This window comes from Pseudoalteromonas sp. BSi20652 (assembly GCF_000239855.1).
Classification (GTDB): Bacteria; Pseudomonadota; Gammaproteobacteria; order Enterobacterales; family Alteromonadaceae; genus Pseudoalteromonas.
On the sequence record NZ_BADT01000109.1, the window covers coordinates 1 to 14,576 of the forward strand.

A 14,576-nucleotide genomic window follows, 5' to 3' on the forward strand; every position below is an offset into this window, starting at 1 on the left:
TTTTTACCTTCAACCTGTAAGCCATTTGGGCAAAAATCTTTAATTAAATGAGGTTTCAAAATGTCATTTAGGAGTTGGTTAAATTCTCTACGTTGCATATAACTTACCTTACTTAGCACTGAATTTTGTGCAAATTTTGGCGTTTATAGGCCTAAAATGGAAGGAAAATCGCAAAAAATTGAAAAACTGTTTTAAAATAGGTATAAATACCCCTTCTTTATCTGTGTTCACAACGTATAGGGTCTCTGATGAGCAAACTAGACAAAACAGAAGTGTTATCTGCCTTTGAAGCAGCGTACGAAACTGCCAATGGTAAAAAACCTGAAATCACAACCAAACCTGGTTGGTACAGCATTGATGGCGGTAAAAATTTACGCCTAGCTGACGTAGCAGAGCTAACTAAAAAATTAAACTCTGGTAAAACAACTAAAACGAAAAAACCAAAAGCAGCTGCGCCTGTTAAAGCACAGAAAAAAGCGCCATTCACTGTTGTTACCGAAAATGAAGAAGGTTACACAGCGGAAGAACTTTGGATTGTAATTTTAGCTCGTAAAGATCATGACTGTCGCTTACCGCGCGGTGTTGTTTAATCAACATTTATGATTTTTAAAAGAAACCGCGTTAAGCGGTTTTTTTATGTGCGCGATTTGCTAAAAAATATCTAAAAATTATATTAATTATCGTCTTCCAACCTTAATTGCACCATTTAATCAAAAAAATAGAGCTTTATAAGTTGTGTAAGGCTAAATAAGCGGCTATGTAGCCGCTTTAAAAAGTTTAAAATAAATTACAGTTCTTCAAAATAAAGTGGTTCGCGTTCTTTTTTACCCACTTCATTCATTGTTTCGGCATTGAATAATCGACCATTGATCATGGTGTAATCTACTTTATCCGAATCTCGAATATTTTTAAGCGGATCGCCATCTATAACCATTAGATCTGCCAGTTTGCCCACTTCAAGCGAGCCTACGTTTTTATCAAGTCCTAAATACTTAGCCGGATCGAGTGTTGATGCACGTATAGCCTCAAGCGGTGTCATTCCGCCTTGTGCAAACATCCACATCTCCCAGTGTGCACCTAAGCCTTCACGCTGACCGTGAGCACCTAAGTTAACTAATACACCTAGGTCTTGCAGCTCAGCAGCAACGCGTGCGTTATTAAAGTGATTATAGTGATGATCGGGAGCTTTAACGCGGCGCATAGAGCGTGGTAATAATTGATTTTTAGGCACAAATTTACTTAAACGCGGATGATTCCACACATCAGTTTTATCATACCAGTAATTTTCACCCCAAATGCCACCATAAGCCACTACAAGTGTTGGTGTATAGCCAACATCACTTTGTGACCATAACTGCTTTATATCGTCGTATATGTTCTCTACAGGGATTGAATGCTCAATACCTGTGTGTCCATCTACAATCATACTTAAGTTATGTTGTAATAATGAGCCACCTTCAGGGACAACCATCATTTCAAGTTCACGACCTGCTTCAATAACTTGTTGGCGCTGCTCACGACGTGGTTGGTTATACGACTTAACACTAAACGCCCCTACTTTTTTAAGGCGCTCTAAATGAAATTTAGCATCGTCTAACGAGTCAATATGCGACGTATAACCTGGCATATTTGCGCCATATAAAATAGTACCGGTTGAGAAAATACGCGGGCCAACAATCATGCCTGCCTTTTGCATTTCACTCGCGGTAAATATTTCAGAGGTATCGTTTGATGGATCGTGAATTGTAGTAACACCTAGCGCTAAACCTGCAAAGTTTTTCCAGTTTTGCTCAGGTATAATTTCGTCACTTGCTTGCGAGCCATGTGCATGAGCATCAACAATACCAGGCATAATTGTTTTGCCTGTTACATCAATAACCTCAGCACCTTTAGGGATGCTTATATCGCTGGCTGTACCAATTGCTTTAATATGCTTGCCATCAGTGATGATTACACCATTTTCAATAACCTTTTCGCCATCCATAGTTATAATTTTTGCACCAGTGAGCGCAATCATGCCTTTAGGCTCTGCAATTTTTTTACTGAAACCGATATTATCGCCACTTTTCACTTTAAAGTCGGCATCTTCGGCTTTGTTAATGGCAAACATCCCCTCAAGGCTTGCATGATAAAGTTCAGGCCCTAATGTCCAGTAAAGTTTGTTGCTCTTAGCGCTCCAACTGATGTTTTCACCAGCACGTACCGATAACTGCTCTATTGGGAATTGACTGTCTTTAGGCCCAATATTAATTGTTTTACCACTTTGAACAAACGGCGTTACAAATACTTTAAATCGCTCAGCAAAAGCCAGATATTGCCCATCTGGTGATACTCTAAATTCTGTCGCATGTTCTGACTCGTATAGTTTGCGAACTTTTTTACTTTCAAGCTCAACTACGCTAAGCGTTGGTTTTGGCCAAGGACTCATTATAAAAACGCGATCGTTTTCATCTCCAAATTGTGGTTGATAACCACTTTTTGAAATAAGATCACTTTTCCCGCCTTTTGCGCTTACGCTATATATACCAGGGTTAAGTGACCACTTAGGGTTTAAAATACTGCCGCCCGTGGCTTTACGATAAACAACCGTTTTACCATCTGGGCTAAACGTAGGCTCTACATATTTTCCAGGCTCTGTAGTAATTGTATCGCCACGACCACTGCGCGCAGACACAACTCTTACAGACCCTTGTTTGTTATCATCCCATGTGGTGTACACTATTTTTTTACCATCGCGAGAGTACTGTGGGAATAATTCGTAATGATCAGTTTGCTTTGTTAAACGCTTAATGTTGCCCGACTCTAAATCACGTTTATAAATATGTCCAAGCGCTTCAAAAATTGCCGTTTCGCCATCTGGGCTTACTTGCACATTACGCAGCATTTTTACATCAAACTCATCAGTATCTAAGTTTTGTGTAAAGCGCACTGCTTTTTGAATTTTTTTAGTAGTTTGCACTTTAAAAGGAATAGTTTTTACAGATTTGTCTGCAACATCTAGCTTGTGAATTGTACCACCAGCCCAAAATACCAGTTCTTCGTTATCGGGTGTCCATGCAATGGTTGGGTATACACCATGAATAGCCCAGGTTTCTTGCATATCTCGCTCAAGCTTATCGTAAAGCTTAGTGTGCTCACCGCTGGTTAAGTCATATAAATAAAGACTAGTTTGAAAATCATCACGCTTTATATACGCCAGTTTTTTTCCATCAGGTGACGGTGTAGGCCTAATGGCACCGCCCATCGTATCGATTATGGTTTCAATTTCACCCGTTTCACGGTCGTAGCGCTTAATTTTATAAATACCCGCTACAGAATCTTTTGAATAATGAAATGTTTTACCGGGTGTTGCATCATGCGAAAAGTATACATAACGACCATCAGGTGAAAACATTGGCTCACCTAAATCTTTTTGATCGTTCTCGCGTTTTGTAAGCTGTACGCCCTTGCCACCCGCTTTATGATACAACCACACTTCACCTGCTCCCAATGAGCGGCTAGCTGTAAAGTGTTTACGCGCAACTAAATAGTCGCCATCAGGACTCCATGCAGGGCTATTTAGTAACCTAAAGGTTTCATCGGTAACAGCGTGTTGGTTTTCGCCATTTAAGTCCATTATCCAAATATTATCGCCGCCCCCTTGATCGGAGGTAAACGCAATATTTTTGCCATTAGGACTAAAGCGTGGTTGCATTTGCCATGCAATATCAGAGGTGAGCTTTGTCGCTGTCCCCCCACTCATTGGCATAGTGTAAATGTCGCCAAGTAAGTCAAACACCACGGTTTTACCATCAGGGCTAATATCTATATTCATCCATGTGCCCTGCTCAACGCTAATTGCAGCGTCAACAAATTGCCCTTTAGGTGAATCTACTTGCCATTTTTGTTCATCTTTTTCAGCGGCATTCACTTGCCCTATCGCTAATGACACCGACAGCGCCAATACTGTATGAAGCATTTTTTTCATGCATTTCTCGCTTGTTATTGTTGCAGTAAAAACTATTTCACATGATTGCAACAAAAACAAACGTAACTTGCCAGCGTTATATGATAAAGCGCGGTTTATGTAGGTTTAATGCCAAACAATAGGGTCAAATTGATAGTAATTCACCAACATACTGTAAATTTCGGGATCGTGGCGTCGAAGCTCCGCAGGCTTTTCAATAAAAGTTTCTGTAAGCACCGCAAAAAATTCAGCTTCGTTAGTCGCACCATAGCTGTGAATAACATGCGGCATGCTGTAGGCAACATGGCTTTTTAACTGAGTGAAGGCACGGCTAAATACTCGGCCCCACTCTTTGTAGTCTGCTGAGCTTTTTAAAATGGGTGTGCCCGTTGTTTTACCTGTTTCCTGATCAAGTTGATGCGCAAACTCATGAAATACCAGGTTATGTCCATCGCTTGGTAAACGATTACCCTCAAGCACATCATGCCAACTTAAAACGAGTGTGCCGCCAGGCCAAGACTCACCTAATCTTATCGTATTGTGGTAACTCACAAGTCCTGCACTATCGCGAGTTGATTGCGGAGCATAATAAGCACTTGGGTATAATAAAATTTCTTTTACATTTCTATATAACGGCCACGGTTTATTAAGCACCAATACACACGCATCCGCGGCTACAATCAACTTCATTGCAGACGTTAGCTTTAAACCGTCACAACCCACAAAGCGTTTTTCGTTCAAAAACCACGTAATATGTCGCTCTAACTTTTCTCTATCTGCATCCGTCATTTTTTTATAAATAGGCATGCAGCGCAGTAAAATATCTTTTTGCTGCGAATTTAAAGCAACGTTTTTGTATTTACTGTGCCATAACCGATTTTGAATTGATGGCCAATGCCAGAAAATCACCACAAAAAGAATTAAAATAAAGAGTAACAGTCCATTTATCATGGGAATTTCCTGAGCCATAGTATTGTATATAAATATGTCCAGCACTCGTGCTTTTCAACTATATAACGTTATGTTTTTAAATATAAAGTAATTCACATCGCATTGCTTATAGATTTATTATCCAGAGTTCAGGTTAATTACTGCTTTGCACTGCCGTTAACTGATGTGTTTAAAGTTAACCTTTGCAAAAGGTGTCAAACGTACCCTGCAATGTGTTTATAAATTTCGCTACGTGCAAACCATCCATTAATGAATGGTGTACATCGATAGCTAAAGGCATTGTGCCGGTATGTTTATCAAACTGCCCAAACACAAATTTAGGAATGCCCAAACTCTTCCCTTCACTGAATGCATGCGAAAACGCACTAAAATTTAGCCATGGCAAAACAGATATATGGATTAAGTCAGCTTGTCCTTCTGTTTGAGCAAACGCATCAGAAAATAACGGCTGTTGTTTCGCTTTTTTGCTTACGTCACTTGCATGATTTGCAAACTCTTTGAACTCGCCTTTGCTATTAAAATAACTAAAAACAAACGTATCGTTTTCAGCAAGCTCCACCACACTTGCGCGCACTGTATTAAGTAACCAAGGCTTACTATCTATTATACGCAGCATTATTGAATCGACCTTATGACACGCTTTTAAAGTGCAATATACATACGCTTGAAAAAAAGAAAATTGATTGGTTTTGCAATAGTCATACAGTGCTTGAACATCTAAACGCACACACACATTAAAGTAAGGCTGAGAAAAGTGTTTAAATAATTCAAAGTGTTGCTTTCTAGGCCAATTATCTAAATCGATAGGCTGCATGAGAGAAGTTGAGGGAGTCATAATTTGCCGCACAAAATTAAAAATAAAGTGTACCGCTGTTCAGTAATAATTGCATTAACTTACAGATAAACAAAGGGTGTGCACTTGCACACCCTTATATAAATTAGAACTTAGATCACAGACCGTTTTTAATGATCTCTTGCGCTAATTCGTCAGCAATTAAATGCGTTGATTTTTGCTCTTTTTCGCTGCGGGCAAAAATTTCAGTTAACGTATTAAAAATACCTTCAACATGTTTATTAGACGCTGCTGCACTGTAACCTTCTGGCGCTGTTTCGTAATAAACATTAATAATACCACCAGCGTTAATTACGTAATCTGGTGCATATAAAATGCCTTTTTCACGAATAACTTCACCGTGGCGAGACTCTGCCAGCTGATTATTAGCACAGCCTGCAATAATAGTCGCTTTTAAACGCGGTATCGTTAAATCGTTAATAGTTGCGCCTAATGCACACGGTGCATAAACATCAACATCTAAGTCGTAAATTTCATCAATGCCAACCGCAGTCGCGCCAAAATCATTAACTACGCGATCAATTGCTACTTGATTAATATCTGTTACAAACAACTCAGCGCCCGCATCAGCTAAATGCTTACATAAACCATAAGCAACAGCACCTAAACCTTGAACAGCCACTTTCACACCTGCAAAATTTTGATGACCACGTTGATGCTGTAGCGCTGCTTTAATTCCTAAAAACGTACCGTATGCTGTAAATGGCGATGGGTTACCACTTTTACCTTCAAGACCCAGTACGTAATTAGTTTCTTTATTCATAATAGCTACATCAGCACATGTGATGTTTACATCTTCTGCTGAGTAATAGCTGCCATTTAATCGCTCTAACTGACGACCAAATGCACGGAATAATTGCTCAGATTTAATTTCTTTCGCATTACCTATAATTACAGATTTACCGCCACCAAATGGTAAGCGCGCAACTGCATTTTTATAAGTCATGCCCTTTGATAAACGTAGCACGTCGTAAACGGCATCTTCGTCGTTCGCATAATTCCACATTCTACATCCGCCAACCGCAGGACCTAGATTAGTATTATGTACAGCAATAATTGCTTTTAAACCCGACTCTTCATCAGAACAAAAAACCACTTGTTCATGGTTATCAAATTCAACTCGATTAAACACAGCCACTTAAAATACTCCGAAATAGTTAACCCGTGAGAGGGTTTGCGCGCTGGAAATTGACGAGACTTTATCACTTCATATTCGTGTTCGCTATACTCACAGAAGATAAAACCAATGAAAACATCAAGCTTAAATTAAATAACCCAATTAAAACTTTTATATGGATAAAAAATTCATAAAACCGTCATTTGTAAGTTTTAAAAACTATAAATATAAGAACCACACCAAATTACGTTTACGTGAACGTAATACAGCTCTTGTATGTAAACTTTAATATACGAGCGCTACTTGCCCGCTACATACTGCAGCCTATAGGTTTTCATTAAAAAGTGAGCTTTTTCGCAAACTGGTCAGAGCTGTAGGCTTGGTCATGATTCTATTTAAAAAACAAAAAAGCGAGCACTAGGCTCGCTTTTAAAAGCATAACGTACGTTATTTTAGCTTACTATCAAGCTCTTCAATTTTAGCTTTCCAGATTGCAGGACCTTGTGTATGCGCATTGGCGCCTTCACTGTCTACTGCAACGGTCACTGGCATATCTTCTACTTCAAATTCGTAAATAGCTTCCATACCTAAATCTTCAAAAGCAACTACGCGTGCTTTTTTAATTGCTTTAGATACTAAGTAAGCTGCACCGCCTACAGCCATCAAATAAACAGATTTATGCTCTTTAATAGATTCAACCGTTGCAGGTCCACGTTCAGCTTTACCAATCATGCCTACAATGCCTGTTTTTTCTAGCATCATATCGGTAAATTTATCCATGCGAGTGGCTGTTGTAGGGCCCGCTGGTCCTACTGCTTCATCGCGCACCGCATCAACAGGACCAACGTAATAAATAAATTTATTATCAAAGTCTACGCCCTCAGGTAAGCCTTCTCCTGAATTGATCATATCTTGCAAACGTTTATGTGCTGCATCACGACCGGTTAAAATAGTACCCGAAAGTAAAACGGTTTCACCCATTTTCCATTCTTGAACATCTTTTTTAGTCAGTGTATTTAAATCAACACGACGTGTGCCTTCGCCCACTTCAAATGTTACTTGTGGCCAATCCTCTAGCTTAGGTGCTTTTAAATTAGCAGGGCCAGAACCGTCAAGTGTAAAATGTACATGACGAGTTGCCGCACAATTTGGGATCATTACTACAGGTTTAGAAGCTGCATGCGTTGGTGCTGTTTTAATTTTAACATCAACAACCGTTGTTAAACCGCCCAAACCTTGTGCACCAATACCTAATTTATTAGCACGGTCAAAAATTTCTAAACGCAGTTTTTCTTCAGTTGTCTCTGCGCCGCGTTCCATTAGTTCATGGATATCAACCGGGTCCATTAACGACTCTTTAGCCATTACTGCCGCTTTTTCAGCCGTACCACCAATACCTATTCCTAGCATGCCTGGTGGACACCAACCAGCACCCATTGTTGGTAGTGTTTTTTCTACCCATTCAGCAACATCATCTGACGGGTTTAACATAACCATTTTACTTTTGTTTTCAGAGCCGCCGCCTTTAGCCGCAACCATGACTTCTACTTTACCACCCGCTACTAAATCAATATGCACAACCGAAGGCGTATTATCTTTTGTGTTTTTACGCGTGCCAGCAGGGTCTGCAACAATAGATGCACGTAAAGGGTTATCTGGATTCAAATATGCACGACGAGTACCTTCATCAACCATTTGTTGAACGGTTAAATCTGTTTTATCCCACTTAACATCCATACCTACTTTAACAAAACAAGTAATAATACCGGTATCTTGACAAAGCGGACGCTTACCTTCTGCCGACATGCGTGAGTTAATTAAAATTTGTGCGATGGCATCTTTCGCCGCTTTGCTTTGTTCTTTGTTGTAGGCTTTTTCGAGTGCTTGAACAAAATCAAGAGGGTGATAGAACGAAATATATTGCAATGCATCTTCAATGCTATCAATAAAATCTTGCTGACAAATTGTACTCATAGTGGTTCCTTAAGTTACCGTTACGCGTTGTCGCGTACTCTAAATCAAACCGGTGACGGTGGTTTGCACTGTTTTTTGTAGCTTAGTGCTGCCAAAAAATTTTGACTTATGATACCCTCCCAGCCCGTTTCGAGCTAGTTCTTAAAGGGGTAGTAAATGCTAAACAATAAAAATAATTGTATTAAATTAGCGATAAAGCAAAGCTGTATTGATGTATTTGCACATTTTGCACACCTTCCTTATGCCATATTGCTGGATTCTGCTAATAGTGGCCATGTAAATAGTCGCTTTGACATTATAGCTATCGAACCGACAAAAACACTTGAAGTGCAAAATAATCAAAGTTTTTTAAATGCGCAACAAAACAGTAAAAGCTGTTTTGAGATAATGAATACCGAACTGTCACTTCTTGATAAAACAAAAGCAAATTACGACTTACCGTTTAACGGAGGTTGGCTTGGTTATTTTGGTTACGATTTAGGGCGTACAATTGAAAGTATGCCTAATATAGCAATGCACGATATAGATTTACCGCAAATGGCTATTGGACTTTACTTAGACGCACTTATTTATGATAAGCATCAAGGTATGTGGTTTTATACATCCCAGCCAAACGTTAATCGCCTCGCGCTTTATGAGCAGTATTTAGGTACACCAATAATTAACTCAAACTTTAAACTAAAAACCGATTGGCACTCAAATATGAGTACGGATGAGTATGCTGAAAAATTTGCAGTTATTGAAGAGTATTTAAAAAGTGGCGATTGCTATCAAATTAATTTAGCGCAGCGCTTCAACGCTCAGTTTGAAGGCTCCCCTTGGACAGCTTATATTAAACTGCGTGAAGCAAATAAAGCGCCTTTTTCGAGTTTTATAAATCATCCTAAAGGCGCTATTTTATCAATCTCCCCTGAGCGCTTTATATCTGTAAATAATAACGTTGTTGAAAGTAAGCCCATTAAAGGCACACTGCCTCGTAAAGCTGATCCCATTGAAGATAAAGCACAAGCAACACAGTTGCTAAACTCAAACAAAGATCGTGCTGAAAATGTCATGATTGTTGATTTACTGCGTAACGATTTAGGTAAGGTAGCAAAACCAGGCAGTGTTCACGTCCCTTCCCTTTTTGCTATTGAAAGCTTTCCGGCAGTGCATCATTTAGTGAGCACGGTAACCTCAGAACTTGATGAGGGTAAAACAGCGGTCGATCAGCTAAAAGCAGCTTTTCCAGGTGGCTCAATCACCGGCGCGACCAAAAATAAGAGCGATGGAAATAATTGAAGAACTAGAACCACATCGCCGCAGTATTTATTGTGGTTCAATTGGTTATTTAAGTGCGTGTGGAAATATGGATACGAGTATCACTATTCGTACCTTGGTGTGCCACAAAGCGCAAATTTACTGCTGGGCAGGTGGCGGAATAGTCGCTGATTCTAAAGTTGAATTGGAATATCAAGAAACTTACGATAAAGTAAATAAAATCCTCCCTTTATTAAAACAGTAGGTCGCTTTGAATAGTAAACACATTATGGCGCGGTTTCTGTTAAGCCCTACAGCTGCGCCAAATCAGTTAAAAGACACGCGTCAAAAACGCGCTAGCGCTGTTATGCTGCCCATTATTGATATAGATAACCATGCACATATTTTACTGTGTAAACGCCCTACTTATTTACACCACCACCCTGGGGAGATTTGTTTGCCCGGGGGCAAATTTGAAGTAAGCGACATTACCCTTCGCACTACAGCACTTCGCGAGCTAAGAGAAGAGCTAAATATTGCCGAAAATAACGTTAACGTATTAGGTCATTTACCTGAGTATTCGACCTTAACGGGCTTTAGTATTTGCCCCTATGTGGGGTTACTCAAAAAAAACACCACCTGGGAAAATGACTATAATGAAGTACAAGCGAGCTTTTTACTCTCTATCACTGAGCTAAATAACGAAGCTAACTGGCAACCCTTACCTTTTCAACGATTTGGGGAAACGGTTATTTTGCAAGGTTTTAAAACCCCGCATGGTTTACTTTGGGGTGCGACTGCAAGCATTATAAAAAACTTTACAAAACAACTCGCCTTACCAGTTTAAATCTTTGTTATTAGTAGTTACACAATTACAATTCCACGTTATCATGCTCGACCGTTCAAAGAGCAGCCTCGTGCTGATAAAAAAGTAGAGACACACACATTATGATCAGTGCATTTGATATGTTTAGCATTGGTATTGGCCCTTCGTCATCACACACCGTTGGCCCAATGCGCGCATCACGCTTATTTGTTAATGACCTACAAGGAAAACAACTATTAGCAAATGTTACCGATATTAAAGTAGAGCTTTACGGCTCATTAGGTCAAACAGGTGTTGGCCATGGCTCGGGTAAAGCCGTAATTCTTGGTTTAGCCGGTTACGATCCTGAAACAATTGATGCCGATTTAGTCGACGACATTTTAGCAACCATCGAAAAAGATCAGGTTATTTATTTAAACAAAACACACAAAGCCAAATTCCCAAAACAAGGTGCTATTGTTTTCCATCGTCGTAAAACGCTGCCTAAGCATTCTAATGCCATGGAAATTATTGCCTCAAATAACGGCGAAAAACTATATAGCAAAGTATATTACTCTATTGGCGGCGGTTTTATTGTTACTGACGAAGAATTTGAAAACGAGAAACAAGCAGCTCTCGATATTAGAGAAGAAAACCCTGCTCCTTTTCCATTTGGTAGTGCAAAAGAACTGCTAGAAATGTGTAAAGAGTCAGGGTTTAGTGTTTCAAGTTTAATGATGAAAAACGAAAAAACACTGCGCACTGAAGATGAAATAAAAGATACACTGTTTCATATCTGGAAAGTAATGATGGCATGTATCGACCGTGGTATGCGTACCGAAGGTATTTTACCTGGCGGCTTAAAAGTAAAACGCCGTGCGCCGAGTTTATACTTAAAACTAAATATAGAAGTCAGTAACGACCCTCTTCGTGCAATGGATTGGGTTGACTTATTTGCGCTTGCTGTAAATGAAGAAAACGCAGCTGGTGGACGCGTGGTTACTGCACCTACTAACGGTGCTGCAGGTATTTTACCGGCTGTGCTTATGTACTATCACAAATTTGTAAAAGAAGTAGACCGTGATATAGCCACTCGTTATTTATTAACCGCTGCTGCTATTGGTATTTTATATAAAAAGAATGCCTCTATCTCAGGTGCTGAAGTAGGTTGCCAAGGTGAAGTGGGCGTTGCGTGTTCTATGGCTGCAGGCGCATTAACAGAAATTGTTGGTGGCAATGTTGTGCAAGTAGAAAACGCAGCTGAAATAGGTATGGAGCATAATTTAGGCCTAACGTGCGACCCTGTTGGTGGCTTAGTACAAGTGCCGTGTATTGAACGTAATGCAATGGGCGCAATTAAAGCAATTAACGCCTCACGTTTAGCTATTCGTGGCAGTGGCGAGCAAAAGGTATCACTTGATAAAGTGATTAAAACCATGCTTGAAACCGGCAACGACATGAAAACTAAATACAAAGAAACCGCTCGCGGTGGATTGGCTGTTAATATTATTGAATGTTAATCAGCTCTTTATAAAAAGAAAAAAGCCGTCTATTTTAAATAGACGGCTTTTTTATTATTCGTTTAATGTAGTGACGTTATTTAACGGGTAACTCTATATCTGCAAATAACTTATCTACGTCCTCTTGGTTACGTAATAAGCTTGCTCGCTCTACTCGCTCTTTAGTTAAGTGCGGTGCAAAACGTTCGATAAAATCATACATGTAAGTACGTAAAAAGCTGCCCTTTCTAAAACCAATCTTTGTGGTACTTGCCTCAAATAAATGGCTTGCATCTATACACACCAAATCGGTATCGCTGACCTGATCTATTGCCATCGAGGCAACAACGCCTACGCCCAAACCCAAACGTACATACGTTTTAATAACATCTGCATCGGTTGCGGTAAATACAATATGTGGTTCAAGCCCTTGTGCACTAAATGCTTTATCTAACTCTGAACGCCCCGTAAAACCAAATACGTAAGTAATTAACGGATACTGTGCGATGTCAGCTACGGTTAAGCTATTTGCCTTTTTAGCTAATGGATGATCTTTAGCCACTACAATACTTCGATTCCAGTGGTAACATGGCAGCATCACCAAATCTGAATACAAATGCAGTGCTTCTGTTGCAATAGCAAAATCGGCATCACCACGTGCTGCAGCATCCGATATTTGCTGTGGAGTACCTTGGTGCATATGAAGCGAGACCGCAGGGTATTTTTTCATAAACCCTTGAATAACACTCGGCAAAGCGTAACGAGCTTGGGTATGTGTTGTAGCAATATTTAACTTACCTTGATCAGGTAGCGTATGCTCGTTAGCAACGGCTTTAATGCCTTCGACTTTAGAGAGTATTTCACGAGAAATATTTATAATATCTTCGCCAGCACCGGTTACATGCGTTAAATGCTTACCACTGCGACCAAAAATTTGCACACCCAACTCATCTTCTAACATGCGTACTTGTTTAGAAATTCCTGGCTGCGAGGTAAATAAACTCTCAGCAGTCGCTGAAACATTTAATTTATGATTTTGTACTTCTACTATATATCTGAGTTGTTGTAATTTCATGGCTACAAATTTTAACGTTATTATGCATATTATTTATAAAGGCAATACCAGTTAAAACCAAGTGTTATTTACATGAAACGTCACTTTAATGCTTTAAGTATGCAATTATTCGATTAGAGCTCAAGGCTAGCATAATAAATATGCTTCAGGTAGCGATCATTATTCAGTTTGATTTTACAAATCCTTAGGCTTACTGGGGTTTATAAAGAGCTCAACCTATCAATTATTTGGTATATTTTTTAAGTTAATCGGCGCAAAGCTACCCTGTTAACGTATATTTAATGTAAGATTAAATAATTAGGTTATATATCCGAGAATTACACCATGATCGTTTCTATTATAATAGTGCTTATAGTTGCATTGATTGTGATTGCACTTTGGGTAAGTGCTGTACAACAACACAAAGAAAAACAAGAAGCTGAACGCCGTAAAGAGCTTACAAAACAAAAAGCTATAATAGAAGAGACAGAAGAAGCGCTAATGAATAGTGCTAATATCCCCCTTTCTGAAAATTCAATTCGTGCGTTACAACGCCGTATTTACGAAGCTTTAAATACAATGGTTACTAACTCGCCAACCTCTAAAGCACTTAAAAGCCGTTTAAGTGAAGCGAAAACGAACTTATCTAATCCAGTTCAAGATAATAGCAGTGAAGCTATAACGTTACCCAGTAATGACAAACAACTTGTAGGCCTAATTCAAGGTATTAAAAAATTACGCTCTATTTTACGTTCTGAACACAGCAAAGGTCGTATTGATAGCCAAGTTTTTGTTACAGAAGATAAACGCTTAGAAAAATTACAACTACGCATTAATATTGAAAGCCAAATAAAACGCGGTTTGTCTGCTCGTTCTGCAAATATGGTTGGCTCTGCAAGACAGTATTTTGAAAAAGCACACGCAACACTTAGCGCAGTTAACTACTCTGATGAATATGTAGCAACAAAGCGTCTGGAAGTTGAAGGTTACTTAGAAGCAATTAGTGTTGAACTGAGAGCTTCTAATGCAAGTGCGCTTAAAAAGAAAACAGAAGAAGAGCAAGACGACTTGGATATACTGTTTGCTCCTAAAAAGAAATGGTAGCGTTTTTTATACTAAAAAAATAAGTATTAAAAAG

Annotated in this window: 10 protein-coding genes and 2 pseudogenes; 5 read left to right on the plus strand and 7 right to left on the minus strand. The window is 39.3% G+C overall.

What is annotated here, in order from left to right:
• Positions 1-98: pseudogene (locus P20652_RS20265) on the minus strand (Nif3-like dinuclear metal center protein); the annotation flags it as partial.
• 150 nt (positions 99-248) lie between these two features.
• On the opposite strand from P20652_RS20265, the gene P20652_RS08525 reads away from it, so the two are divergent.
• The gene (locus P20652_RS08525) at positions 249-590 is read left to right on the plus strand and encodes a hypothetical protein (RefSeq protein ID WP_002961684.1); all 342 of its coding nucleotides are present in this window, start codon (positions 249-251) and stop codon (positions 588-590) included.
• Positions 591-787: 197 nt separating this feature from the next.
• Here the strand turns inward: P20652_RS08525 and P20652_RS08520 are convergent, their stop codons facing one another.
• The 5 genes from P20652_RS08520 to P20652_RS08500 all read right to left on the minus strand — a co-directional run bounded on the left by P20652_RS08520 (position 788) and on the right by P20652_RS08500 (position 8,841).
• Positions 788-3,967: an amidohydrolase family protein gene (locus P20652_RS08520; protein WP_008169056.1), complete on the minus strand. Its 3,180-nt coding sequence runs from the start codon at positions 3,965-3,967 to the stop codon at positions 788-790.
• Positions 3,968-4,072: 105 nt separating this feature from the next.
• Complete coding sequence (locus P20652_RS08515; protein ID WP_008169058.1) at positions 4,073-4,897, minus strand: M90 family metallopeptidase; 825 nt, start codon at positions 4,895-4,897, stop codon at positions 4,073-4,075.
• A gap of 175 nt (positions 4,898-5,072) precedes the next feature.
• Complete coding sequence (locus P20652_RS08510; protein ID WP_008169060.1) at positions 5,073-5,711, minus strand: chloramphenicol acetyltransferase; 639 nt, start codon at positions 5,709-5,711, stop codon at positions 5,073-5,075.
• A gap of 136 nt (positions 5,712-5,847) precedes the next feature.
• Positions 5,848-6,888, minus strand: a complete 1,041-nt coding sequence (locus P20652_RS08505; protein WP_008169062.1) for a Glu/Leu/Phe/Val dehydrogenase — start codon at positions 6,886-6,888, stop codon at positions 5,848-5,850.
• Between the two features lie 426 nt (positions 6,889-7,314).
• On the minus strand, positions 7,315-8,841 hold the full coding sequence (locus tag P20652_RS08500) for a fumarate hydratase (protein WP_008135589.1): 1,527 nt from the start codon (positions 8,839-8,841) through the stop codon (positions 7,315-7,317).
• Between the two features lie 156 nt (positions 8,842-8,997).
• Between P20652_RS08500 and pabB the strand changes: the two are divergent.
• From pabB to P20652_RS08485, 3 genes and pseudogenes are all read left to right on the plus strand, one after another.
• A pseudogene (gene pabB / locus P20652_RS08495) lies at positions 8,998-10,345 on the plus strand (aminodeoxychorismate synthase component I).
• Positions 10,346-10,351: 6 nt separating this feature from the next.
• Positions 10,352-10,927 (plus strand): CoA pyrophosphatase, encoded by a 576-nt coding sequence (locus P20652_RS08490; RefSeq protein WP_033017517.1) that lies wholly within the window; start codon positions 10,352-10,354, stop codon positions 10,925-10,927.
• 101 nt (positions 10,928-11,028) lie between these two features.
• On the plus strand, positions 11,029-12,405 hold the full coding sequence (locus P20652_RS08485) for an L-serine ammonia-lyase (RefSeq protein WP_008169073.1): 1,377 nt from the start codon (positions 11,029-11,031) through the stop codon (positions 12,403-12,405).
• 76 nt (positions 12,406-12,481) lie between these two features.
• On the opposite strand, the gene cysB is transcribed toward P20652_RS08485, so the two are convergent.
• Positions 12,482-13,459 (minus strand): HTH-type transcriptional regulator CysB, encoded by a 978-nt coding sequence (gene cysB / locus P20652_RS08480; RefSeq protein WP_008169075.1) that lies wholly within the window; start codon positions 13,457-13,459, stop codon positions 12,482-12,484.
• Between the two features lie 324 nt (positions 13,460-13,783).
• Between cysB and P20652_RS08475 the strand changes: the two genes are divergently transcribed.
• Entirely contained in the window at positions 13,784-14,542 is a 759-nt protein-coding gene (locus P20652_RS08475) for a hypothetical protein (RefSeq protein ID WP_008169076.1), read from the plus strand.
• Positions 14,543-14,576: the final 34 nt, after the last annotated feature.

What these genes read in the sequence shown, in the direction of transcription:
- P20652_RS08525 (WP_002961684.1), top strand. Translation starts at nt 249, where the DNA reads ATGAGCAAACTAGACAAAACAGAAGTGTTATCTGCCTTTGAAGCAGCG.
- P20652_RS08520 (WP_008169056.1), bottom strand. Translation starts at nt 3,967, where the DNA reads ATGAAAAAAATGCTTCATACAGTATTGGCGCTGTCGGTGTCATTAGCG.
- P20652_RS08515 (WP_008169058.1), bottom strand. Translation starts at nt 4,897, where the DNA reads ATGATAAATGGACTGTTACTCTTTATTTTAATTCTTTTTGTGGTGATT.
- P20652_RS08510 (WP_008169060.1), bottom strand. Translation starts at nt 5,711, where the DNA reads ATGCAGCCTATCGATTTAGATAATTGGCCTAGAAAGCAACACTTTGAA.
- P20652_RS08500 (WP_008135589.1), bottom strand. Translation starts at nt 8,841, where the DNA reads ATGAGTACAATTTGTCAGCAAGATTTTATTGATAGCATTGAAGATGCA.
- P20652_RS08485 (WP_008169073.1), top strand. Translation starts at nt 11,029, where the DNA reads ATGATCAGTGCATTTGATATGTTTAGCATTGGTATTGGCCCTTCGTCA.
- cysB (WP_008169075.1), bottom strand. Translation starts at nt 13,459, where the DNA reads ATGAAATTACAACAACTCAGATATATAGTAGAAGTACAAAATCATAAA.
- P20652_RS08475 (WP_008169076.1), top strand. Translation starts at nt 13,784, where the DNA reads ATGATCGTTTCTATTATAATAGTGCTTATAGTTGCATTGATTGTGATT.